The organism is Stenotrophomonas sp. KH_029 (genome assembly GCF_057839765.1).
Genome location: NZ_CM174498.1, coordinates 3,931,786 through 3,955,525, shown reverse-complemented (window position 1 = coordinate 3,955,525; position 23,740 = coordinate 3,931,786). Strand labels below are relative to the sequence as shown.

Genomic DNA, 23,740 nt, shown 5'->3' with positions numbered 1-23,740 from the left:
GAGCCACATCATGACCAGCCAGCCGAGCACCACCTCCCACGCCCCCAACCCGGGCATGCAGGTCACCACCTTCGAAAACCCGATGGGCATCGACGGTTTCGAGTTCGTCGAATTCGCCGCCCCGGCCGGACGTGGCGGCGAACTGCACACCTATTTCCGCAAGATGGGCTTCACCGCGGTGCTGCGCCACAAGCGGCGCGCGATCACCGTCTACCGCCAGGGTGCGGTCAATTTCCTGGTCAACGAGGAGCCCGATTCGTTCGCTTCGGACTTTGCCGAAAAGCACGGCCCGTGCGCCTGCGGCTTTGCGATCCGCTTCAAGAAGCCGGGCGAGGAGGTGCTGCAGATGGCGTTGGGCAACGGTGCCGAAGTGGTCGACTTCAAGGCCGACAGCAAGGCCGTGCCGGCCCCGGTGATCAAGGGCATCGGCGACTGCATGCTGTACCTGGTGGACCGCTACGGCGCGGACGGCAGCCTGTTCGACGCCGACTACGCACCGATCGAAGGGGTCAACCAGCACCCGACCGGCTTTGGCCTGACCTTCATCGACCACCTGACCCACAACCTGTACTTCGGCAACATGCAGCAGTGGTCGGATTACTACGAGCGCCTGTTCAACTTCCGCGAGATCCGCTACTTCGACATCAAGGGCCTGAAGACCGGCCTGGTGTCCAAGGCGATGACCGCGCCGGACGGCATCGTGCGCATCCCGCTCAACGAATCGTCCGATCCCAAGAGCCAGATCAACGAATACCTGGACGCCTACAAGGGCGAGGGCATCCAGCACATCGCCTGTTTCACCGAGAACATCTACGACACCGTCGAGGCCATGCGCGCGCAGGGCGTGGAGTTCCTGGATACCCCGGACACCTATTTCGAGGTGATCGACATGCGCGTGCCCAACCACGGCGAAGACGTGGCGCGGCTGGCCCGGAACAAGATCCTGATCGACGCCGATCCGGAAACCCACCAGCGCAAGCTGCTGCAGATCTTCACCACCAACAGCGTCGGCCCGATCTTCTTCGAGATCATCCAGCGCAAGGGCAATGAAGGTTTCGGCGAAGGCAACTTCACCGCGCTGTTTGAGAGCATCGAACGCGACCAGATCAAGCGCGGCGTGCTGTAACGTTGTCAGGGCCGGCCACCGCCGCCCCGACGGCGGCGCCGGGTTCCCTCCGGCGCCACACCCCGTTTCCCCGCCAGGACACGCACAGATGAGTACCTCGATCGCTTCGCGCGGCTACCAGACCGGTTTCGGCAATGAGTTCGCCACCGAGGCGGTACCCGGCGCACTGCCGGTGGGCCGCAACTCGCCGCAGCGGGTGGCCCACGGCCTGTACGCCGAACAGCTGTCGGGCACGGCCTTTACCGCCCCGCGCGGCAGCAACCGACGTAGCTGGCTGTACCGGATCCGCCCGGCGGTGGTGCATGGGGAATTCAGCGCGTATGCGCAGCCGCAGCTGCACGGCGACTTCGCCGCCGGCAGCGTGTCGCCCAACCAGCTGCGCTGGGACCCACTGCCGCTGCCGGCCACGCCCACCGATTTCATCGATGGCCTGTACACCGTGGGCGGCAACGGATCGCCCGATGCCCACCATGGCGTGGGCATCCACCTGTACGCGGCCACCGCCGACATGCAGGGCCGTTATTTCTACAACGCCGATGGCGAGCTGCTGATCGTGCCGCAGCTGGGCCGGCTGCGCCTGCTCACCGAAATGGGCGTGATCGAGATCGAACCGCAGCAGGTGGCGGTGATCCCGCGCGGCGTGCGCTTTGCCGTCGAGCTGCCGGATGGACACGCACGCGGCTATGTCTGCGAAAACTTCGGTGCGCTGCTGAAGCTGCCCGACCTGGGGCCGATCGGTTCCAACGGCCTGGCCAACCCGCGCGATTTCGAAACCCCGCAGGCCGCCTTCGAGCAGCGCGAGGGTGCCTTCGAACTGGTCGCCAAGTTCGGTGGCCGCTTGTGGCGCGCCGACATCGACCATTCGCCGCTGGATGTGGTGGCCTGGCATGGCAACTACGCGCCGTATCGTTACGACCTGCGCCGGTTCAACACGATCGGCTCGATCAGCCACGACCACCCCGACCCATCGATCTTCCTGGTGCTGCATTCGCCCAGCGACACGCCCGGCACCAGCAACATGGACTTTGCGATCTTCCCGCCGCGCTGGCTGGTGGCGCAGGACACCTTCCGCCCGCCGTGGTTCCACCGCAACATCGCCAGCGAGTTCATGGGCCTGATCCACGGTGCCTACGACGCCAAGGCCGAAGGCTTCGTGCCCGGCGGTGCCTCGCTGCACAACTGCATGAGCGGGCACGGCCCGGATGCGGCCACGTTCGAGAAAGCCTCGGCGGCCGACCTGTCCCGACCGGACGTGGTCAAGGACACCATGGCCTTCATGTTCGAAACCCGCGCGGTGATCCGCCCCACCGCCCAGGCGATGGACGCCGCGCACCGGCAGCGCAACTACCAGCACTGCTGGCAGGGCCTGAAGGCGAACTTCAAGGCGTGACATCGCCGGTAGGGTCGGATGCCAATCGACTGCCGCTGCCGCCGCATCACCCGGTGACGCAGGGAAACCGAACGCGATCATACGGCTCGCGGCAGCGTCCATGCGTTGATCGCATCGATCACTGCTACCGGCAGTCGATCGGGATCCGACCCTACCGGCGTACCGCGAGGCCGGTAGGGTCGGATGCCAATCGACTGCCGCTGCCGCCGCATCACCCGATGACGCAGGGAAACCGAACGTGGTCATACGGTTCGCGGCAGCGTCCATGCGTTGATCGCATCGATCACTGCTACCGGCAATCGATCGGGATCCGACCCTGCCAGGAAGCCGCGCCGCCTCGGCTTACGCCAGCACCTGCTGGAACCGGTCCACGCATTCCTTCGGCAGCACTTCCAGCAGGCGTTGCCGCACCCGTTCGGCATAGCCGGGCGAGGTGAGTGCCGGCAGCGCGTCCAGCGCGGTGTGCAGGCCGGCAATCACCGCCTCGTCGCTGCGCGCCTGCTGCAGCGCATGCAGCAGCGCGGCGGCGTGCGGGTGCCGTTGCAGTTCGAGGATGCCCAGCAGGTAGATCCGCGCGGCTACCAGCGAGCGCCGGCGTTCGGTGACCGGGGCAGCCATCGTCGCAGCCGGTACCGGGTCGGTGCGTGGCCGTGGCGCGGGCGTCGGTGCCGGTGCCGGTGCCGCCGGGGTCGACACCAGGTAACCGGCCTGGATCAGCTGGATCACCATCGCCGACGCCTCCGTGCCGACCAACGAGGTCAATTGCGCCAGGTCGCGCTGGCCATCGCACAGGATCAGCAGCCGGCGCTGGCGCATGTCCAGCGGCGCACGGTGGGCCTGCAGGGCAGTGCGGGCGAGGTCGGTCTTGCGCGGTTGCATGGGCGTGGGGTCGATGCGGTGCAGGCCGAGCCTGAACGTGGCACGTGAAACCGCGATGACAGTGCCCCATGCAGCCAATGCACGCGGTTCGCGCTAGGCTTTGCCCACTGACCGGAGAACACCCTATGAAGCAGCTGGCGAGCGTTGTGGCACTGGGCATGGTGCTGGCTTTGGGCGGCTGCGACCGCACGGTGGAAACCCCATCCAAGGACGCCGAGGCCGCCGTGCCGGCGCCGTCCGACCCGGCGCCGCCGGTGGCCGCGGGCGCTGCGCCGGCACCTGCCGCCGAGGCCGCCAGCGCAGGGCCGGCCCGGCTCGACGGTTATGGGCCGCTGGCCCTGGGCAGCACGCTGGAGCAGGTGCGCACGGCCTGGAAGGCGCCGCTGCAGGGCGAGGTTCCCGACGACTACTGCCACGCGCTGCGTCCGCAGGGCGCACAGGCCGGGGACGTGGTGTTCATGATCGAAGGCAAGCGCCTGGTCCGCTACGACGTGCGCAATGACCGCATCGTTGCCCCCGGCGGCGGCAAGGTCGGGATGTCGCTGGGGCAGCTGCAGACCCTGTACCCGGACCGCGGCGATGTCACCCCGCACAAGTACGATGAAAAGGGCCACAACCTGCGCGTGCGCGCGGCCACCGACGGCGGGGCGCTGATCAACTTCGAGATCGGCGGCGACGGTACGGTCACTGCCTGGCGGGTCGGCCAGACGCCGCAGGTGGACTACGTGGAAGGCTGCTCCTGAGATCGCCGGGCGGCCGGGCAAAGCCCGGCACGACCCTCTAGAATCGGCACATGCTTGCCACCGGGGATACACCGATGATCGCTGCCACTGCTTGGTTCGTGCTGGGATTGCTGCTGCTGGCCCTGGGCGGGGACTCCATCGTCAAGGCCGCCTCGGGGCTGGCGCAGCGCGTGGGCGCATCGCCGTTCGTGGCCGGCCTGCTGCTGGTCGCCTTCGGTACCTCGCTGCCGGAGCTGGTGGTCAACGCCCGTGCGTTCGTGGTCGGCGCCGGGGAGCTGGCGCTGGGCAACGCGGTGGGCAGCAATATCGTCAACCTGGGGTTGACCCTGGGCATGGCCGCGCTGGCCGCGCCGCTGCTGGTGCGCATGCGGCTGCTGTCGCCGCTGCTGGTGATGCTGGCGGTGGCCAGCCTGGCACTGATCGCGTTCGGCCTGGACGGGGTGGTCGCGCGCTGGGAAGGCGGCGTGCTGCTGTTGGGTTTCGTGCTGATGCTGGGCTATGTGCTGTGCCACGCGCGGCGCGAAGCGGAGACCGTGCAGGAGGCGGTCGCCGGCTATGCGATGACCCGCACCGGGCTGTTCCTCAACGTGGTGCGGCTGCTGTTCGCCGCGGTGGCCCTGTACTACGGCGCGCGCTGGATCGTACAGGCCGCACCGCAACTGGGCGCAGGGCTGGGGTGGTCGCCGTTGCTGGTGGGCCTGCTGCCGGTGGCGATCGGCACGGCATTGCCGGAAGTGGCCGCGGCGATCGCGGCGGCGCGGCGCGGGCAGGGCGACATGGTGCTGGGCCATGTGATCGGCTCGAGCCTGTTCAACCTGCTGGTGGTGATCGGTGGCATGGCCGCCTTGCGGCCGCTGGCGCTGCCGGCGTCGTTCGTGAAGCTGGAACTGCCGGCAGCGGTGGCGTTCGTGCTGGTGCTGTACCCGATGCTGCGCGGCGACCTGACCATCAGCCGCCGCGAGGGCGGGATCCTGTTGGTGGCGTTCCTGGCGTGGATTGCGCTGGAGCTTGCGCTGATCGGGTAGGGGCACGCCGCGCCCCCGAGGCCCACCGCGCCGATACGTAACAGGGTTCACGCGTGGCTGCTCTTCGGTTGGCACCGCCAAGCCACGCATAGCGTGGCTCTACCGTCTTTCGTCAACTATTGGCGCTTTTGTTCCGGGGGGACGGTTGGATCCGGACGCGTGGCGACGCGTTCGTCGTCATCGCGCCGCTCTGTCATCGTGCGCGGCAACGGCGGCGGCAACTGCTCTTCCCTGGCGGTCTCATGCCCCGGCAGGCTCGGCCGCGTTTCCATCATCAGCGACAGCGCCGCCTTGGCCATCATGTGCGCGCTGATCGGCGCGGTGATGAACAGGAACACGGTGATCAGCAGTTCGCGCGGCTGCGGGTCCTGGCCGAGGAAGATGTGGTAGCAGACCGATCCCACCAGCACGCAGCCCACGCCCAGCGTGCTGGCCTTGGTCGGCGCATGCAGGCGCTTGAAGAACGTGGATAGCTTCACCAGGCCGAGCGCGCCGACCAGGATGAAGAAGCAGCCGAACAGCAGCAGGATCGACAGCACGATCTGGATGAAGGTGATCATTCCACGATGTCCCGGCGCAGCACGAACTTGCTCAGCACCACGGTGCTGCCGAAGCCGAGCATGGCGATGATCAGCGCCGCCTCGAAATACACCGCCGAGTTGAGGTACATGCCGAACAGCATCAGCTCGGCGATGGCCGTCACCGACAGGGTGTCCAGGGCCAGGATGCGGTCGGGCACGGTCGGGCCGCGCAGCAGGCGCCAGGTGGCCAGCAGCATGGCCAGCCCGACCACGTGCATGCACACCACCATGGTGGTCTGGATGAAGGTGTAACCGGTCATGGGAAGATCTCCATCAGCGGGGCTTCGTAACGTTGCTTGATCTGCCGGACCAGTTCGTCCGGGTCGTCCAGGTGCAGCACGTGCACCAGCAGGTAGCGCCGGTCGTCGGACAGCGCCGCCGAGACCGTGCCCGGGGTCAGGGTGATCATGCTGGTCAGTGCGGCGATGCCATGGATGTTGGCGATGTCCAGCGGCAGCCAGATGAAGCCGGGGTGGATGCGCCGCTCCGGGCCCAGGACCTGGAGCGCCACGCGGATGTTGGACACCAGGATGTCCCACAGGGTCACGCAGATCAGCTTGGGCAGCGGCCGGAGCGAACCGATCCGCGCGAACTCGCGGTCCAGCCTGGCGGCGAACAGCGGCACCACCAGGCCCAGCAGCATGCCCAGCACGAACTGGCCGACGGTGAAGCTGTCGGACATCAGCAGCCAGAACACCAGCACCGTCACGCTCAGCGACGGCGAGGGGATCACGCGCTTGTACAGCGAAGGCTTGGGGCTCATGGCTGGCGGATCTCCGGGGTGGCCGCGCGCAACGGGCCGACATACTCCTGCGGGTGCAGCAACTGCCGGGCCATCGCATCGGTGTGCTGCATCAGCGGCCCGGCAAACACGCTCATGGCGATGCCATAGCTGAGCAGCAGGCCGGCGGCGAACAGTTCCACGGTGCGCGTGGGGGCCTTGCGCGGTTTGGGCGCGTCTTCTTCGACAATCGGCACGCGCCAGAACAGGCGGATGCCGGCGCGGGTGATGCCGACGATCACCATCAGGCTGCTGCCCAGCACCGCGGTCCAGACCACGGCGGTGTACTGCGCCGGCATCCCGGCCAGCAGCGCGGCCTTGGCCAGGAAGCCGGACAGCGGCGGCAGGCCGGCCACGGCCACCGCACCGATCAGGAACAGCACCGCCGGGGTCTGCTTGCCCGGCATCGGTGCGATGATTTCCTTTCTGTCGCTGGCCCCGCCGCGGCGGCGGCGGATCAGGTCGGCCACCAGGAACAGCGCGGCGGCCACGAAGGTGCTGTGCGGCAGGTAGTACAGGCCGGCCGACAACACCTGCGGGGTGCGCACCGCGAAGGCGATGAACAGCGTGGCCGCCGAAACCAGCACCAGGTAGGAGATCATCACCCGCAGCCGCGCGGCGGCCAGTACGCCCAGCCCGCCCAGCACCAGCGTGGCCAACCCGGCCCACAGCAGCCAGTCGCTGCCATAGCCGGCCATCGCCCCGGCGCCTTCGCCGAACCACAGCGAACTCACCCGCAGCACCGCATACAGGCCGACCTTGGTCATGATCGCAAACAGCGCGGCCACCGCCGCCGGTGCGCGCGCATAGGCTTCGGGCAGCCACAGGTACAGCGGCATCAGCGCAGCCTTGCTGCAGAACACCAGCAGCAACAGCCCCATGGTGGCCTTGACCAGCACCAGGTGGCTGGGCGGCAGCGCGGCGATGCGCTGGGACAGCTCGGCCATGTTGAGCGAACCCAGCGCGGCATACAGCAGGCCGAGCGCGATCAGGAACAGGGTCGAGGCGGTGACGTTGAACACCACGTAGTGCAGGCCGATGCGCATGCGCAGGCCGCGCCCGCCGCTGAGCAGCAGGCCGTAGGAGGCAATCAGCATCACCTCGAAGAACACGAACAGGTTGAAGATGTCGCCGGTGAGGAAGGCGCCGTTGAGGCCCACCAGCTGGAACTGGAACAGCGCATGGAAGTGGGGCGCGCGCCGGTCCCAGCCCGAGCACGCATGCAGCAGGCACGGGATGGCCAGCAGCAGCGTGGTCACCAGCATCCACGCCGACAGCCGGTCGGCCACCAGTGCAATGCCCAGCCGCGACGGCCAGTCGCCCAGCAGGTACACCGCGATGCTGCCATCGGCGGTCTGCGCGAACAGCAGCGCTACAGCGGCGGCCAGCGCGGCCAGCGTGGTCCACGCCACCGTGCGCTGCACCTTGGGGCCATACCGGCGGTGCTCGACGAACAGCGAACAGGCCGCACCGAACAACGGGATCAGGATGGGCAGGATCACCGCATGGTTCATGCGCCGCCCTCCCGGCCCGGCGCGGTATCGGCCGGCGCGGTGTCCTGCTCTTCCTCATGCGCGTCGACGTGGTCGCTGTGGTTGTCGCTGCGGCTGCGCATGGCCAGCACGATGCTCACTGCGGTCATCGCAAAGGCAATCACGATCGCGGTCAGCACCAGTGCCTGCGGCAACGGGTCGGTGTAGTTGCCCAGGTCGCTGTCGATGCCCTCGCGCAGCACCGGCGCCTTGCCCGATACCAGCCGGCCACCGGCGAAGATCAGCAGGTTGGTGGCGTAGGACAGGAAGGTCATGCCCAGGATGACGTCGAAGGTACGCGCGCGCAGCAGCAGGTAGATGCCGATCGCGCTCAGCACGCCGATGGCGCTTGCCAGGGCCAGTTCCATCAGTGCATCTCCCCGGTTTTTGCCGAACGACGGTTGGGATCGATCTCGCCCTTGCGGGCATTGCGCGTACGCGACGGCTTGATGGTGCCCATCATCGACAGGATCAGCATCGCGCCGCCGAATACCACCAGGTACACGCCGGTATCGAAGCCGATGGCGCTGGCCAGCGGAACCTCGCCAATGAGCGGGATATGCAGGTCCAGGTGGCCGCTGGTCAGGAACGGCACCCCGAACAGCATCGACGCACTACCGCTGACGATGGCGATCAGCAGGCCGGCGCCGATGCAGCGGATGTAGTCGAAGCCGAAGCGCGATTCCACCGAGGTGGTGCCCTGGATCACGTACTGGATCAGCAGCGGCACGGCCAGCACCAGGCCGGCGATGAAGCCGCCACCGGGGGCGTTGTGGCCGCGCAGGAACAGGAAGATCGACACGGTGAGGGTCAGCGGGAACATGATCTGCGCCAGATCGGCCGGCACCGGCAGCTTGATCGGCGGGCCCGGCATGATCTGCTCCGGTGCCATCCGCGAGCGCCGCAACATGGCGTGCACCACCAGGGCCGCGATACCGAACACGGTGATCTCACCGAAGGTATCGAAGCCGCGGAAGTCCACCAGGATTACGTTGACCACGTTCTGCCCATACGCCTCGGGCAGGGCGCGCGCGACCAGCTCGCCGGCCATGGTGTTGGGCGGCAGGGTCATCGCGGTATAGGCCGCGGCGGCCAGGCCACCGCCGCCGATCACCGCGATCAGCGCATCGCGGCGCTTGCGCCAGCGCGAATGCTCCGGCGCCGATTGGGCGGGCAGGTAGTTCATGCCCAGCAGCATCAGCACCAGGGTGACCATTTCCACCAGCAGCTGGGTCAGCGCCAGGTCCGGGGCGGACAGGAACACGAAGGTGAGCGACACCATCAGGCCCACGCCGCCCAGCACCAGCACCGCCAGCAGGCGCTGCCGGTACACGAACAGCGCACTGACCGCGCAGGCCATCATCACCAGCCACAGCGTCCAGCCCAGCAGCGGCAGCGGCTGCGGCGAGGGCCAGTTCGGCGAGCCGGGGCTGGCCACGAACGGGGCCAGCGCGACGATGATCGCCACCACCACCAGCGCCATCAGCATGCGCTGCAGGCTGCCGTTGGCCAGCGCCTGGGTCAGCCGGTGGGCGAAGCCGAACACCAGGTCCAGCTGCTTGTGGAAGATGTTGCGGCCGATCGCACGGCTCACCACCGCGTGCAGGTCGATCAGCCGGCGCAGCCCGAAGTACAGCGCGATGCCGCCCACGACGCCGGCGATGCTCATCATCAGCGGCGTGTTGAAACCGTGCCACACCGACAGGCTGTAGGCCGGCATCGCCGGGCCGAGGATCGAGGAGGCGGCCGCATGCAGCACCGGGGCGACCGTAATGGCCGGGGCCACGCCGACCGCCAGGCACACCACCACCAGGATCTCCACCGGCACCTTCATGAAGCGCGGCGGCTCGTGCGGTACCCGGTCCAGCCCGTGCGGCCCCTTGCCGAAGAAGGTGTCGTGCACGAAGCGCAGGCTGTAGGCCACGCCGAACACGCCGGCCAGCAGCGCGGCGACGGACATGGCCAGGCGCATCGTTTCCGGGCCGCCGGCGCTGAGCGCTTCGGCGAACAGCATTTCCTTGGACAGGAAACCGTTGAGCAGCGGAATGCCGGCCATCGCCAGCGAGGCGATGATTGCCAGCGCGCTGGTGAACGGCATCAGCCGGCGCAGCCCGCCGAGCCTGCGCATGTCGCGGGTGCCGGTCTCGTGGTCGATGATGCCGGCGGCCATGAACAGCGAGGCCTTGAAGGTGGCGTGGTTGAGGATATGGAACACACCGGCCACCACCGCCATCGGCGTGGACAGCCCGAACAGCATGGTGATCAGGCCCAGGTGGGAGATCGTCGAATAGGCCAGCAGGCCCTTCAGGTCATGCTGGAAGATCGCGTTCCAGGCGCCGATCAGCAGGGTGATCGCGCCGATCCCGCTCACCGTATAGAAGAACAGGTCGGTGCCGGCCAGCGCCGGGTGCAGCCGGGCCAGCAGGAACACGCCGGCTTTGACCATCGTCGCCGAATGCAGGTAGGCCGAAACCGGCGTCGGCGCGGCCATCGCCTGCGGCAGCCAGAAGTGGAACGGGAACTGCGCGCTCTTGGTGAAGATGCCGGCCAGTACCAGGAACAGCGCATAGGGGTACAGCGCACTGGCACGGATCAGATCCCCGCTGGCCAGCACCACGTCCAGTTCGAAGCTGCCGACGATGCGGCCGATCAGCAGCACGCCGCCGAGCAGGGCCAGGCCGCCGCCGCCGGTTACCACCAGCGCCATCCGCGCGCCCTCGCGGGCGTCCTGGCGGTGCGACCAGAAGCCGATCAGCAGGAACGAGCTGATGCTGGTCATTTCCCAGAACACCATCAGCAACAGCAGGTTGCCCGACAGCACCATGCCCAGCATGGCGCCCATGAACAGCAGCAGGTAGCAGTAGAAGCGGTGTGCGCTGTCGCGCGGGCTCAGGTAGTAGTGGGCATACATCACCACCAGCGCACCGATGGCCAGCACCATCCCGGCGAACATCCAGGCCAGCCCGTCCAGGCGCAGCGAGAAGGCCAGCCCGATCTGCGGCAACCAGTCCCCGAAACTGCGCACCACCCCGCCATCGAGGATGCCGGGGGTCATCGTGGCCAGCAGCGCCAGCCCGCCCAGCGGGGCGGCTGCGGCCAGCCAGGCGGCCGTGGCGCGGGAACTGCGGCCGAATGTGGCGACCGCCACTGCCATCAGGAAGGGCAGGGCGAGCAGCAGGAGCAGGCTAGGATTCATGCAGGGAATACGGGATTCACGAGCAGGTCGTTTAGTCTAACAGGCAGTCAATTGCTGCGGATACACCCGATTACGCCATCAATTGCATGTAACGTGCGTGATTCACTTTCCAGCCTGCCGCAACGGACCCATCCGGGACCGCCGGCAGCCGTATGGAAAGGCCCACGCGGCTTTGCCGAATCCGGTTCCCGGGCGGCGTGCCAGGCCAGCAGCGGCAGGGGCTGCGCGCTACCGCCGGGGGCGAGGAACATGAACGAATCGGATCTGGCGGCCAGTGCCCACCGCGATGCTGGGCGCCGCGGCGTCGCGGGCCGGTGAGCATCGGTTTCGTTCAGGAAAAAATTCGCCCGGTGCCGGGCGCCGCCCGGCAACGCCAGCGATCAATAACGCCAGCCCAGACGGCGGTACACCTTGGCCATTACCCAGGCCGGGCCGATCAGCAGATAGGTCAGGTCGGTGAGGAAGCTAGGCTTGCGGCCCTCGAACTTGTGGCCGATGAACTGGGCCACCCAGGCCACTACGAACACCCCGATACCCAGCCACAGCAGGGCGCGCAGGCCGATCTCGGCCTCCAGCAGCCGGCACAGGCAGCCGGAGACGAAGAACAGGGCGAGCATGCCCAGTCCCAGCGGGCGTGACAGCCGGTTGTAGAAGCACCATGCGCTGAACATCGCAAACGCGGCCCAGATGCCGTACTGGAACCAGGTGATCAGCGGCGGCAGGCACCACAGCATGGCGATGACCGACCACAGGATTGCCGGCACCGCCAGCACATGAATGCGCTGGTTCAGCACATTGCGGTGATCGTCGGAATAGCTGGCGAAATAGCGGTCGATCGGACGCGCGACGGTGGTGGCCATGTTCCCTCCCAGGACTGGCAGCAGCATAACGCCGCCTGCCCGCGCATGGCCGGGCCCCGGCCATGCGCGGTTGCCGGCATTGCCACCCCGGCCATGCGGCCGGGGTGGTGCGCCGGTCAGTCGACCGCAATCCCCGCCAGCCGCTGCAGTGCCTCGGCGTACTTGGCGCGGGTGCGTTCGATGATGTCGGCCGGGATGGCCGGGCCCGGGGCGGTCTTGCCCCAGTCCAGCGTCTCCAGGTAATCGCGCACGAACTGCTTGTCGTAGCTGGGCGGGCTGGTGCCCACCGCGTACTCGTCGGCCGGCCAGTAGCGCGAGGAGTCCGGGGTCAGCATCTCGTCCATGATGTACAGCCGGCCGTCGGCATCGGTACCGAACTCGAACTTGGTGTCGGCCAGGATGATGCCGCGTTCGCGCGCGTACTCGGCGGCGAACGTATAGATGCGCAGGGTGGCATCGCGCACGCGCTCGGCCAGGTCCGCACCCACCGCCTTGACCATCGCGTCGAAATCGATGTTCTCGTCATGGTCGCCGACCGCCGCCTTGGTCGACGGGGTGAAGATCGGCTCGGGCAGCTGCTCGGCCTGGCGCAGGCCGTCGGGCAGGTCGATGCCGCTGATCTTGCCGGTGCGCTGGTAGTCCTTCCAGCCGCTGCCGATCAGGTAGCCGCGGGCGATCGCCTCGACCGGGACCGGCTTGAGCCTGCGGGTAACCACCGCGCGCCTGGCATACAGCGCCGGGTCCACGCCGTCGGGCAGCACGCTGGCCACGTCGATGCCGGTCAGATGGTTGGGCATCAGGTGCGCGGTCTTGGCGAACCAGAAATTGGAAACCTGGCAGAGCATTTCGCCCTTGCCGGGGATCGGATCGGGCAGCACCACGTCGAAGGCCGACAGACGGTCGGTCGCGACCATCAGCAGGTAGTCCCCCGGCGGTGTGCCGGCGGGCAGCCGGTCGCGCGGAATGTCGAAAACATCACGCACCTTGCCGCGATGGCGCAAGGGCAGGCCGGGGAGATCGGATTGCAACAACGTGGTCGGCACGGGCACTCCTGAGGCTTCGTCATGACAGCTGTCCAGGGGACCCGGAGGGCCCGCACAGACAGCGGGCGGCCTAGTGTAAAGCCGGTTGGGCCCGCTGTGACGTAAAATGAGGCTCCTTTGTTGCCACGGCCGCCCAGACGACCATGCGCTGGTACGGAAAACTGCTCGGATTCATCGCCGGGGCCCTGCTGTTCAGGCCCAATCCGCTGTTTGGCGCCGTGATCGGCCTGCTGATCGGGCATGCCTTCGACGCCGACTGGTTCCGCCTGAACAAGGAGAACCCCTACCGCGAGCTGGGGCTGACCTCCGAGGCGACCGACGCCGAGGTCGACCTGGCCTACCGCCGGCTCATCTCCCAGTACCACCCCGACAAGGTCATCGGCGCCGCCCCGGAGCTGCGCCAGCAGGCCGAGCGCAAGTCGCGCCAGCTCAATGCCGCCTACGACCGCATCAAGACCCTGCGCAAGCGCTGATTCCGCGCGGCGCCCCCTTTCAACATCCTGAAGGCCCCGGTCATGTCCAACTGCATCATTGCTCCCTCCATCCTGTCCGCCGATTTCGCCCGCCTGGGCGAGGAAGTGGACAACGTGCTCGCGGCCGGCGCCGACTGGGTGCATTTCGATGTGATGGACAACCATTACGTGCCGAACCTGACGATCGGCCCGCTGGTCTGCCAGGCGTTGCGCAAGCACGGGGTGACCGCGCCGATCGACGTGCACCTGATGGTCGAGCCGGTGGACCGCATCATCCCGGACTTCGCCGAGGCCGGCGCCACCTACATCAGCTTCCACCCCGAAGCCAGCCGCCATGTGCACCGCACCATCCAGCTGATCCGCTCGCTGGGCTGCAAGCCGGGCCTGGTGCTCAACCCCGGCACGCCGGTGGACATCCTGGACTGGGTGCTGGACGACCTGGACCTGGTGCTGCTGATGTCGGTCAACCCTGGTTTCGGCGGCCAGGCCTTCATCCCCTCGGCGCTGGACAAGCTGCGCGTGGTGCGTCAGAAGATCGATGCCAGCGGCCGCGACGTGCGCCTGGAGATCGACGGCGGGGTCAAGGCCGACAACATCGGTGCGATCGCCGCCGCCGGCGCGGACGCCTTCGTGGCCGGCTCGGCGATCTTCAATGCGCCGGTCAGCTACCAGGACGTGATCGTGCAGATGCGCCACAACGTCGCCAAGGCGCGGGGCTGAGCCATGCCGGTGGCTACTGTGAACATCCGCGTGGCCAGCGCCGACGATGCGGCGCTGATCCTGCGTTTCATCCGCGAGCTGGCGATCTACGAAAAGGCCGAGAGCTCGGTGCAGACCGACGAAGCCGGCATCCGCGCCAGCCTGTTCGGGCCCGATGCCAAGGCGCATGCATTGATCTGCGAAGCCGGCGGTGAAGCGATCGGCTATGCGGTGTACTTCTACAACTATTCCACCTGGCTGGGCCGCAACGGCATCTACCTGGAAGACCTGTACGTGAGCCCGGAAAAGCGCGGCAGCGGCGCCGGCAAGGCGCTGCTGCAGCACATCGCGCGCATCGCCGTGGCCGAAAACTGCGGTCGTTTCGAGTGGTCGGTGCTGGACTGGAACGAACCGGCGATCCAGTTCTACCAAGCCGCCGGCGCGAAGCCGCAGAGCGAATGGACGGTATACCGGATGGAAGGCGAGGCGCTGCGCGCGTTCGCGGCGGGCTGAAAGAGCCGTACGCCGGCGGTAGCCATCGACCGTTGGTCGATGCAGGCTGGGGAAATGCAAAAAAAAGCCGCACCCTTGCGGATGCGGCCCTGGGAATGCTCGGAGGCTGATCCTGCCTCCATCCGTCGTCCCTGCTATGGCCTTCCATTCTCCGCACGCTCGATGACGCTTTGATGACGTTCACCCGTCCCGACGCCGGCCACTGCTAGCCTGCGCTTCCCCTGGAACTGGAAGTGCGGCATGCGTGGTCCCCATTGGCGCCTGATCCTCAACGGCAAGTCTGCCGGCAACGACGCGCTGCGCGACGCCGTGCACGCGCTGCGCGAGCGCGGCGTGCAGCTGGAGGTGCGGGTGACCTGGGAAGACGGCGATGCTGAGCGCCATGTGGCCGAGGCGATCGAACACGGCGTGGACACCATCGTCGCCGCCGGCGGTGATGGCACCCTGAGCGAAGTGGCGCAGACGCTGGCCCATCGCGACGAAGATGCCGCCACGCTGCCATCGCTGGGCCTGGTGCCGCTGGGTACCGCCAACGATTTCGCCAGCGCCGCCGGCATTCCGGACGATCCGCTGCAGGCGCTGGCGCTGATCGAGCACGCCGCGGCCCGCCCGGTCGACCTGCTCGATATCGATGCCGACGGCAAGCACTGGTGGTGCGCCAACGTGGCCAGCGGCGGCTTCGGTACCGAGGTGACGGTGGAGACCGACGAGGGCCTGAAAAAGATGCTGGGCGGGCTGGCCTACCTGATCACCGGGATCTCGCGGCTGGGCCGGATCGATCCGATCCAGGCGCGCCTGCAGGCACCGGGTTTCAGCTGGGAAGGTGGCTTCATCGCGCTGGGGGTCGGCAACGGCCGGCAGGCCGGCGGTGGCCAGGTGCTGTGCCCGGACGCACTGGTCGACGATGGCCTGCTGGATATCACCGTGATTCCCGACCTCAGTGGCGAGGTCGGCGCCACTTTCGCCGCCCTGGTCAAGGGCGGCAAGCAGGGCGCGCTGGAGCAGGTGGCCACGCGCATGCAGGCGGCGTGGGTGCAGATCGATGCGCCCCAGCCGATCACCCTCAACCTGGATGGCGAACCGGTGCAGGCGCGTCGTTTCCGCATCGCCTGCGTGCCCGCCCGGGTACGCATGCACCTGCCGGCCGACAGCGTGCTGCTGGCGGCCACGCGGGCCGACGCCGCGCTGCAGCCCGGCTAGCCGGCACACCCGCGCCCGGCCGGGCATGGCCGCAGGGCCGGCGCCGGGTTCCATCCGGTGCCGCCAATGCGGTACAGTCGCCGGGTGTCCATTCTGACGACCCCGCATACCCTTTCTTCCGCTCGCCGCTGGTGGCGATGGTGGCCTGTTGCCGTCGTCCGTCCCGCCACCGCCGTTTCCCGGAAGGAAAGTCGTCTTGATCACGTTCGAGCAGTTCCAGCAGCAGGCCGCTGAAGGCCACACCCGCATCCCCGTCGTCCGCGAAGTGCTGTCCGACCTGGATACGCCGCTTTCGGTCTATCTGAAGCTCGCCGACGGCCCGCATACCTATCTGTTTGAATCGGTCGAGGGCGGCGAACGCTTCGGGCGCTATTCCATCATCGGCCTGCCGGCGCGCCGGGTGTATGCCTTCCACGGCCACACCCTGACGATCAGCGAATCGGGCCAGGTGGTCCAGACCCGTGAGGTGGCCGACCCGTTCACCGAGGTCGAGGCGCTGCGCAGCGCCCACTCGGTGCCCAAGCTGGCCGGCCTGCCGGGCTTCACCGGCGGCCTGGTCGGCTGGTTCGGCTTTGAGTGCATCGGCTATATCGAACCGCGCCTGGCCGCGCCGCGCGGCCGCGACGAGCTGGGCACGCCGGACATCCTGCTGCTGCACTCCGAAGAACTGGCGGTGTTCGACAACCTCAAGGGCCGTCTGTACCTGATCGTGCATGCCGACCCGGGTCAGCCCGGTGCATGGGAGGACGCCCAGGCCAAGCTGGATGCGCTGGTCGCCAAGCTGCGCGCCCCCGGCGCCGGCTACCCCGCGCCGATCACCCGCGATGTGCTGGACGAGAACGATTTCGTCTCCGGCTTCACCCGCGAAGGCTTCATCGCCGCGGTCGACAAATCCAAGGAATACATCCGCGCCGGCGACATCTTCCAGGTGGTGCTGAGCCAGCGCCTGAGCGTGCCGTTCAAGGCGCGCCCGGTGGATGTGTACCGCGCGCTGCGTGCACTCAATCCCTCGCCGTACATGTATTTCCTCGATACCGGTGAGGTGCAGGTCGTGGGCTCCTCGCCCGAGATCCTGGTACGCCTCCAGGATGGCGAAGTCACCGTGCGTCCGATCGCCGGCACCCGCCCGCGCGGCGCCACGGTGGAAGAAGACAACGCACTGGAAGCCGAACTGCTGGCCGATCCCAAGGAGCGCGCCGAGCACCTGATGCTGATCGACCTGGGCCGCAACGATGCGGGCCGCGTGTCCAAGGCGGGCACGGTGGAAGTGGGCGAGCAGTTCGTGATCGAGCGCTACAGCCACGTCATGCATATCGTCAGCGAAGTGACCGGCAAGCTTCAGCCGGGCCTGAGCTATGCCGATGTGCTGCGCGCGACGTTCCCGGCCGGCACCGTCAGCGGCGCGCCCAAGATCCGCGCGCTGGAAGTGATCCGCGAGCTGGAGCCGATCAAGCGCAACGTCTACGCCGGCAGCATCGGTTACATCGGCTGGCACGGCGATGCCGATACCGCGATCGCGATCCGCACCGCGGTGATCAAGGACGGCCGCCTGCACGTGCAGGCCGGCGCCGGCATCGTCTACGACTCGGACCCGGGCAAGGAATGGGACGAGACCATGAACAAGGGCCGCGCGCTGTTCCGCGCCGTGGCCCAGGCCGCCAAGGGCCTGTAATACCTGTTTACAGGGGGAGTTTGGCTTATGAGGAAGCGCTCAGTTTGGTGGGTACGGTCTCAGCCTGCCGGGCGCCCCATCCGGTAAGATTTCTCTATATTCGCCGAACGTCTCTTCATGGCGCGGCAACCGTCCAAAAAACGAGGTATCTCATGCGCGTCAGGGAATGCACCATCGAGCAGGAGTTGATCGAGAAGCTTGGTGAGCTCAAGTACACCCTGCGCGCTGACATCCGTGACCGCGCAGCGCTCGAGAACAACTTCCGAAAGCACTTCGAGACTCTGAACCGGGTAAGCCTGACGGATGCCGAGTTCCATCGGTTGCTGGAGGAAGTCATTACCCCGGATGTCTTTACTGCCGCCCACACGCTCCGCCACCGCAACGCGTTCACCCGCGACGACGGTACGCCGCTGAACTACACCTTGGTCAACATCGGCGACTGGTGCAAGAACACATTTGAAGTGGCCAGCCAGTTCCGCATCAACAACGAATACAGCTATCGCCAGTATGACGTGCTGTTGCTGATCAATGGCGTTCCCGCCGTGCAGATAGAGCTGAAGACGCTGGGCATCAACCCGCGTCGGGCCATCGAGCAGATCGTCGAGTACAAGAACGACGCCGGCAATGGTTACGCGCGTACGCTGCTGTGTTTCATTCAGCTGTTCATCGTCAGCAATCGCGATGCAACGTACTACTTCGCAAACAACAACGCGCGCCATTTCAGTTTCAACGCCGACGAGCGTTTTCTGCCGATCTACCAGTACGCTGCGCCGGACAACGACAAGATCACTGGTCTCGATGCCTTTGCTGATGCCTTCCTGCCCAAGTGCACGCTCGGGCAGATGATCAGTCGATACATGGTGCTTGTGTCCAGCGAGCAGAAGCTCTTGATGATGCGGCCGTATCAGATCTACGCGGTGAAGAACATCATTGAATGCATCGACAAGAACCTCGGCAATGGCTACATCTGGCACACCACTGGCAGCGGCAAGACCTTGACCAGTTTCAAGGCATCGATCCTGCTCAAGGCCAATCCCGACATCGAGAAATGCCTGTTCGTGGTGGATCGCAAGGACCTGGATCGTCAGACCCGCGAGGAGTTCAATCGCTTCCAGGAGGGCTGTGTCGAGGAAAACACCAACACCGAATCGCTGGTGCGCCGCCTGGTGTCTGACGATGCTGCCGACAAGGTCATCGTTACTACCATCCAGAAGCTGGGCCGAGCGCTGGATTCGACCCGCGCCGACTATCGCCAGCGGCTGGAATCGCTGCGCGATCAGCGCGTCGTGTTTATTTTCGATGAATGCCATCGCTCCCAGTTCGGTGAGAACCACCAAGCCATCAAGGAGTTCTTCCCCAAGGCTCAGCTGTTCGGCTTCACCGGCACGCCGATCTTCGAGGAAAACGCCAGGTATAAACGCATTGAAGGCGACGAGCAGGCGCTGAAGACCACCGAAGATCTGTTCCAGCAGTCCCTGCATGAATACACCATCACCCACGCCATCGAGGACAGGAACGTTCTGCGCTTCCATGTCGAGTACTACAAGCCCGATGGGAAGAGCGTTCCAACGTCAGGTGCAACGCTGGCCAAGCGCGCCGTCGTCGATGCCATCCTGAGCAAGCACGATGCCGTTACCGGCGGACGGCGCTTCAATGCCATCCTCGCCACCACCTCGATCAACGACGCGATCGAATACTTTTGGCTGTTCAAGACCGCGCAGGCTGACAAGCGTGATGCTGATCCCGAATACGCGCCGCTCAGCATCTCTGCCGTGTTCTCGCCGCCCAGCGACGTCAGTGCGGATGTGCGCCAGTTGCAGGAAGACCTGCCGCAGGAACTGGAAGACAACAAGAAGGATCCGGATGCCAAGAAGGCTGCGCTCAAGTCGATCATCGGCGACTACAACGCGCGCTTCGGGACCAACCACCGCATCGAAGAGTTCGATGCCTATTACCAGGACGTGCAACAGCGCATTAAGGATCAGCAGTTCTCCAACGCCGACCTGCCGAACAAGGGCCGGGAAAAGCTGGACATCGTGATCGTGGTGGACATGCTTCTCACCGGTTTCGACAGCAAGTACCTCAACACCTTGTATGTGGATAAGAACCTCAAGTACCACGGTCTGATTCAGGCGTTCAGTCGTACCAATCGCGTGCTGAATGACACCAAGCCTTACGGCAACGTCCTCGACTTCCGTGGCCAGCAGAAGGAAGTGGATGCCGCCATCGCGCTGTTCTCCGGCGCCAAAGCGGACAAGGCCCGCGAGATATGGCTGGTGGATGCCGCGCCGGTGGTCATCGACAAGCTGAAGGACGCGCGCGCCAGCCTCGACAGCTTCCTCGCCTCGCAAGGGTTGGGCGGCAAACCTGAGGACATCGCCAACCTCAAGGGAGCGGCTGCCAAGGTGGCTTTCGTCAAGCACTTCAAGGAAGTGCAGAAGCTGCAGACCCAGCTCGATCAATACACCGACTTGAGTGCCGAGCAGCAGGCGCATATCGAGGCCATCCTGCCCCAGGACGAACTGCGTAGTTTTCGTGGCCAGTACCTGCAAAAGGCCGAGGAGCTGCGTGCGGACCAGAAGAAGCCATACAGCCTGGATGAAGATACGCGCAACGAGGTTGAGCAGCTCGACTTCGAGTTCGTGCTGTTTGCCTCCAGCACTATTGATTACGACTACATCATGAAGTTGATCGCTGACTACTCCGGCAAGGCGTCGGGCAAGGCCAGCATGAGTCGCGAGCAGTTGATCGGACTGATCGCGAGCGATGCCAAATTTATCGACGAGCGCGAGGACATCAGCGACTACGTGCGCGGGCTGAAGGCCGGTGCAGGCCTGGGTGAGGATACCATCCGCGCTGGTTACGAAAAGTTCAAGGCCGAGAAGTCGGCGCAAGAACTAGCCGCGCTATCCGGGAAGCACGGCTTGCCGATTACTGACCTACAGGCGTTCGTCGATGCGATCCTTGCGCGTCGCATTTTTGATGGTGAGCAACTCACGGAGCTGCTGGCGCCGCTGGACCTGGGCTGGAAGGCTCGCACACAGGCGGAGTTGGCGCTGATGCGGGAGCTGCTGCCACTGCTGCGCAAGCGAGCTGGACGGCGCGAGATCGCTGGGCTAAAGGCCTACGAGGAATGACGATGAACAAAGAGAATGCGAAGACGGTCGAACCGAAGTTGCGGTTCCCCGAGTTCCGTGTGGATGGTTGGACTCTCACGTCGGGTGAGGAGCTCTTTGATTCAATTAGCAACCGAGAGGCCGAAGCTGGCCTCCCACTTCTTGCAATTACCCAAGAGTATGGTGCGATCCCGCGGGATCTGATTAATTATCACGTTTCCGTTACCGAAAAGAGCGTCGAAAGCTACAAGGTTGTCGAGCGAGGGGACTTCATCATCAGCCTTCGATCATTCCAAGGTGGTATTGAATACTCCAACTACCGCGGCGTCTGTAGTCCGGCGTACGTGATTCTGCGGCGGAAAGGGGCAGGTTGCGACCAGTACTTCAAGCATTTCTTCAAGTCGCACAGCTTCATTCGGCAAGTAACTCGCAATATTGAGGGACTTCGCGATGGGAAGATGATCACATACAGGCAGTTTTCGGAGCAGCTGTTCGCAGTGCCGTCGCCGGAAGAGCAAATAAAGATTTCGGACTGCCTAGCGTCGCTGGATGAGGTAATTATCGCTCAGGTGCGCAAGGTGGGGGCACTAAAGGCGCACAAGAGCGGCCTCATGCAACAGCTCTTTCCCTGCGAAGGCGAGGCCCGGCCGCGGCGTCGCTTGCCCGAGTTCCGCGATGCACCAGCGTGGGACGTTGTTACGATTGGCGATCTTGGTGAAGTGGTAACGGGAAGCACTCCAGCTACGGCCCAGCAAAACTACTACGGCGGAAACGACATGTTCGTATCACCGGCGGATATTTCTGGTTTTCGTTATGTCGAATCTACGAAAACAACCTTGAGCAAGGAAGGGTTGGCCCAAAGTCGGCCGATCCCAGCGTTCAGTGTGCTATTTGTATGCATTGGATCAACCATTGGAAAGGTTGCTCAAAACTCCAAGGAGTGCGCGACCAACCAGCAGATCAATGCCGTTGTGGTCAGCTCGAGGTTTTCGTCGGACTTCATTTACTACTTGCTGAGCGCGGCGTCTGCAAGGATCGCGAGGATGGCGGGAAGGCAGGCGGTTCCAATCGTCAACAAGAGTTTGTTTTCGTCAGTGACTGTCGTGGTGCCAAAGCTTGGGGAACAACAACGCATCGCCGATTGCCTATCTTCCGTCGACACCAAAATCACTAGCGAATACCATCAGCTCGAAGCAATGAAGGCACACAGGAAAGGCCTTATGCAGCGATTGTTTCCTTTGGGGGAGGGTGAGCTTTGACTCTGAACGAGATTGCCCACACTCTGCGCGATAGTGATGCTCGAGTCACCCTTGTCTATGCATTCAACGCAACGGGAAAGACGCAGCTTTGTGTCGCCTACAAGAACGCGACAAAGCAGGCGGGGGGCGCCCATTCCGGCGTTTACTACAACGCGTACAGCGAAGACCTCTTTGTCTGGAATAACGATGAGGAGAACGAAGGGTCCAACGTCCGGTTGACCGTGTTGCCGAGTAGCCTGAGTCGGTTCCATACATTGCTGACCGAAGACAATATCCGAGACAAGCTAAAAGCTTACGGGCCAAAGTTCGGGTTCGCTCTGAATTTTTACGCTGATAATCCGGAAAGGGGAATTGAGTCAATCGCCTTCTTCGTTCCGAATCAGAATCCGGATATTCCGCAGAAGTCCATCAAGATTTCTCGTGGTGAAGAGCGCATCTTCGTCTGGTGTCTTTTTCTTGCCTTGTTCGAGGTGGAAGGGTGGGCTGACAAGCAGGCAAGTCATTTTTTCATTGATGATCCTGTGTCAAGTCTGGATGATCACAACATATTCGTGACGGCGGCGACACTATCTGGTCTTATCGAAACTCATTTCAATAAGCGTAAAATAATCGTCACCACGCACCATCTCGGTCTCTTTTCAATACTAAGCGATTGGCTCAGCAAAGGCGATCAGAAAGAAAGGTTCGTAAAGAATGGCAGGCCTCTGTACAGGCTCAATATTCTGACCTCCAAGTCAGGCCGGCTTGAATTGGAGAGCTGTCGAAAGGGCGCATTTCTTTATCATCTGCGCATTCTTCAAATGCTCACTGCCGCCCGCAATGCCAACGATGTCGGTGCATACCACTTTGCATTGCTTCGTCAAGTTCTTGAGAACGTGGCGTCGTTTCTCGGTGTTGGGCAGTTCGGGTATGTTCTGAATCAGATTGGAATCATCGAGCCAAATCGTGTCGCAGATATAATCAACTCCCTGTCACACAAGAAGGTTTATTACTACGAAACAAACTTTGTGGTTGAGGACAACTTGCGCATTTTTAATGAAGTAGTGGATGGACTCCTTGCAAAGTACAGCTTCGTATTGCATGAGGCCGAGGCATGAGTAGCCTGATCCTCTACACCAGTGAAGACGGCAAGAGCCGGATCCAGCTGCGCGCCCAAGGCCAGACCGTCTGGCTGACGCAAACGGAGATGGCGGAGCTGTTCGACGTCACCACTGACAACATCAGCCTGCATCTGAAAAACATATTTTCAGACAATGAGTTGCAGCCTGAACGAACTACCGAGGAATCCTCGGTGGTTCAGCGGGAGGGTGGGCGCGCAGTGCGCCGGCCAATCACGCTCTACAACCTCGATGCCATCCTGGCCGTCGGCTACCGGGTGCGATCAAAACGAGGCGTGCAGTTCCGCCGCTGGGCAACCACTGCGCTCAGCGAATACCTGCTGAAGGGCTTCGTCATGGACGACGAGCGCTTGAAACACCCGGACGGCCGCCCCGACCATTTCGACGAGATGCTGGCGCGCATCCGCGACATCCGGGCCTCGGAAAAGCGCTTCTATCAGAAGGTGCGGGAGCTGTTCGCCTTGAGCGTGGACTACGACAAGACCGATCGCGCCACCCAGGCGTTCTTCGCCACCGTACAGAATCTGCCGCTAT

Annotated in this window: 21 protein-coding genes and 1 pseudogene; 13 read left to right on the top strand and 9 right to left on the bottom strand. The window is 64.7% G+C overall.

Going from position 1 to position 23,740, the window contains the following annotated elements; translation table 11 throughout:
• Window positions 1–10 precede the first annotated feature (10 nt).
• Entirely contained in the window at window positions 11–1,126 is a 1,116-nt protein-coding gene (gene hppD / locus AC3ITM_RS17780) for a 4-hydroxyphenylpyruvate dioxygenase (RefSeq protein WP_489266925.1), read from the top strand.
• A gap of 88 nt (window positions 1,127–1,214) precedes the next feature.
• Window positions 1,215–2,516 carry a homogentisate 1,2-dioxygenase gene (gene hmgA / locus AC3ITM_RS17775; protein WP_489266923.1) on the top strand — a complete coding sequence of 434 codons (1,302 nt, stop codon included), beginning with the start codon at window positions 1,215–1,217 and terminating at the stop codon, window positions 2,514–2,516.
• A gap of 342 nt (window positions 2,517–2,858) precedes the next feature.
• Here the strand turns inward: hmgA and AC3ITM_RS17770 are convergent, their stop codons facing one another.
• Window positions 2,859–3,395 carry a hypothetical protein gene (locus AC3ITM_RS17770; protein ID WP_489266922.1) on the bottom strand — a complete coding sequence of 179 codons (537 nt, stop codon included), beginning with the start codon at window positions 3,393–3,395 and terminating at the stop codon, window positions 2,859–2,861.
• Between the two features lie 125 nt (window positions 3,396–3,520).
• Here AC3ITM_RS17770 and AC3ITM_RS17765 point away from each other — a divergent pair, with 125 nt between their 5' ends.
• Both AC3ITM_RS17765 and AC3ITM_RS17760 read left to right on the top strand, forming a co-directional pair.
• Window positions 3,521–4,138, top strand: coding sequence for a hypothetical protein (locus AC3ITM_RS17765; protein ID WP_489266921.1), 618 nt, complete (start codon window positions 3,521–3,523; stop codon window positions 4,136–4,138).
• Between the two features lie 74 nt (window positions 4,139–4,212).
• On the top strand, window positions 4,213–5,163 hold the full coding sequence (locus AC3ITM_RS17760; RefSeq protein ID WP_489266919.1) for a sodium:calcium antiporter: 951 nt from the start codon (window positions 4,213–4,215) through the stop codon (window positions 5,161–5,163).
• 116 nt (window positions 5,164–5,279) lie between these two features.
• Here AC3ITM_RS17760 and AC3ITM_RS17755 read toward each other — a convergent pair whose 3' ends face one another.
• The 8 genes from AC3ITM_RS17755 to AC3ITM_RS17720 all read right to left on the bottom strand — a co-directional run bounded on the left by AC3ITM_RS17755 (window position 5,280) and on the right by AC3ITM_RS17720 (window position 13,156).
• Complete coding sequence (locus tag AC3ITM_RS17755; RefSeq protein ID WP_489266917.1) at window positions 5,280–5,723, bottom strand: Na+/H+ antiporter subunit G; 444 nt, start codon at window positions 5,721–5,723, stop codon at window positions 5,280–5,282.
• Window positions 5,720–6,004, bottom strand: coding sequence for a K+/H+ antiporter subunit F (locus AC3ITM_RS17750; RefSeq protein WP_038685776.1), 285 nt, complete (start codon window positions 6,002–6,004; stop codon window positions 5,720–5,722). Before AC3ITM_RS17750 ends, AC3ITM_RS17755 begins: the two co-directional genes overlap by 4 nt.
• The gene (locus tag AC3ITM_RS17745; RefSeq protein WP_489266915.1) at window positions 6,001–6,507 is read right to left on the bottom strand and encodes a Na+/H+ antiporter subunit E; all 507 of its coding nucleotides are present in this window, start codon (window positions 6,505–6,507) and stop codon (window positions 6,001–6,003) included. Before AC3ITM_RS17745 ends, AC3ITM_RS17750 begins: the two co-directional genes overlap by 4 nt.
• Window positions 6,504–8,039, bottom strand: coding sequence for a monovalent cation/H+ antiporter subunit D (locus AC3ITM_RS17740; protein WP_489266913.1), 1,536 nt, complete (start codon window positions 8,037–8,039; stop codon window positions 6,504–6,506). Before AC3ITM_RS17740 ends, AC3ITM_RS17745 begins: the two co-directional genes overlap by 4 nt.
• The gene (locus AC3ITM_RS17735; RefSeq protein WP_137190617.1) at window positions 8,036–8,425 is read right to left on the bottom strand and encodes a Na+/H+ antiporter subunit C; all 390 of its coding nucleotides are present in this window, start codon (window positions 8,423–8,425) and stop codon (window positions 8,036–8,038) included. Before AC3ITM_RS17735 ends, AC3ITM_RS17740 begins: the two co-directional genes overlap by 4 nt.
• Window positions 8,425–11,253 (bottom strand): monovalent cation/H+ antiporter subunit A, encoded by a 2,829-nt coding sequence (locus tag AC3ITM_RS17730; RefSeq protein WP_489266911.1) that lies wholly within the window; start codon window positions 11,251–11,253, stop codon window positions 8,425–8,427. Before AC3ITM_RS17730 ends, AC3ITM_RS17735 begins: the two co-directional genes overlap by 1 nt.
• A 380-nt stretch (window positions 11,254–11,633) precedes the next feature.
• A complete protein-coding gene (locus AC3ITM_RS17725; protein WP_489266909.1) occupies window positions 11,634–12,113 on the bottom strand; it encodes an Mpo1 family 2-hydroxy fatty acid dioxygenase in 480 nt (159 codons plus the stop codon).
• A gap of 116 nt (window positions 12,114–12,229) precedes the next feature.
• Window positions 12,230–13,156: a phosphoribosylaminoimidazolesuccinocarboxamide synthase gene (locus tag AC3ITM_RS17720; RefSeq protein WP_489266907.1), complete on the bottom strand. Its 927-nt coding sequence runs from the start codon at window positions 13,154–13,156 to the stop codon at window positions 12,230–12,232.
• 143 nt (window positions 13,157–13,299) lie between these two features.
• Between AC3ITM_RS17720 and AC3ITM_RS17715 the strand changes: the two genes are divergently transcribed.
• The 9 genes and pseudogenes from AC3ITM_RS17715 to AC3ITM_RS17675 all read left to right on the top strand — a co-directional run.
• On the top strand, window positions 13,300–13,629 hold the full coding sequence (locus AC3ITM_RS17715; protein ID WP_489266905.1) for a J domain-containing protein: 330 nt from the start codon (window positions 13,300–13,302) through the stop codon (window positions 13,627–13,629).
• A 42-nt stretch (window positions 13,630–13,671) separates the two neighbouring features.
• A complete protein-coding gene (gene rpe, locus AC3ITM_RS17710; RefSeq protein WP_489266903.1) occupies window positions 13,672–14,349 on the top strand; it encodes a ribulose-phosphate 3-epimerase in 678 nt (225 codons plus the stop codon).
• Window positions 14,350–14,358: 9 nt separating this feature from the next.
• The gene (locus AC3ITM_RS17705; protein ID WP_489270131.1) at window positions 14,359–14,841 is read left to right on the top strand and encodes a GNAT family N-acetyltransferase; all 483 of its coding nucleotides are present in this window, start codon (window positions 14,359–14,361) and stop codon (window positions 14,839–14,841) included.
• 240 nt (window positions 14,842–15,081) lie between these two features.
• On the top strand, window positions 15,082–16,041 hold the full coding sequence (gene yegS / locus AC3ITM_RS17700) for a lipid kinase YegS (RefSeq protein ID WP_489266901.1): 960 nt from the start codon (window positions 15,082–15,084) through the stop codon (window positions 16,039–16,041).
• A gap of 196 nt (window positions 16,042–16,237) precedes the next feature.
• Window positions 16,238–17,713 carry an anthranilate synthase component I gene (gene trpE, locus AC3ITM_RS17695; RefSeq protein ID WP_489266899.1) on the top strand — a complete coding sequence of 492 codons (1,476 nt, stop codon included), beginning with the start codon at window positions 16,238–16,240 and terminating at the stop codon, window positions 17,711–17,713.
• 152 nt (window positions 17,714–17,865) lie between these two features.
• Window positions 17,866–20,850, top strand: a complete 2,985-nt coding sequence (locus tag AC3ITM_RS17690; RefSeq protein ID WP_489266897.1) for a type I restriction endonuclease subunit R — start codon at window positions 17,866–17,868, stop codon at window positions 20,848–20,850.
• Window positions 20,851–20,852: 2 nt separating this feature from the next.
• Window positions 20,853–22,088 carry a restriction endonuclease subunit S gene (locus AC3ITM_RS17685; RefSeq protein WP_489266895.1) on the top strand — a complete coding sequence of 412 codons (1,236 nt, stop codon included), beginning with the start codon at window positions 20,853–20,855 and terminating at the stop codon, window positions 22,086–22,088.
• Window positions 22,085–23,185 carry an AAA family ATPase gene (locus AC3ITM_RS17680; RefSeq protein WP_489266893.1) on the top strand — a complete coding sequence of 367 codons (1,101 nt, stop codon included), beginning with the start codon at window positions 22,085–22,087 and terminating at the stop codon, window positions 23,183–23,185. Before AC3ITM_RS17685 ends, AC3ITM_RS17680 begins: the two co-directional genes overlap by 4 nt.
• Window positions 23,182–23,670, top strand: a pseudogene (locus tag AC3ITM_RS17675) (virulence RhuM family protein); the annotation flags it as partial. The gene AC3ITM_RS17680 and the pseudogene AC3ITM_RS17675, both read left to right, overlap by 4 nt.
• Between the last annotated feature and the right edge of the window lie 70 nt (window positions 23,671–23,740).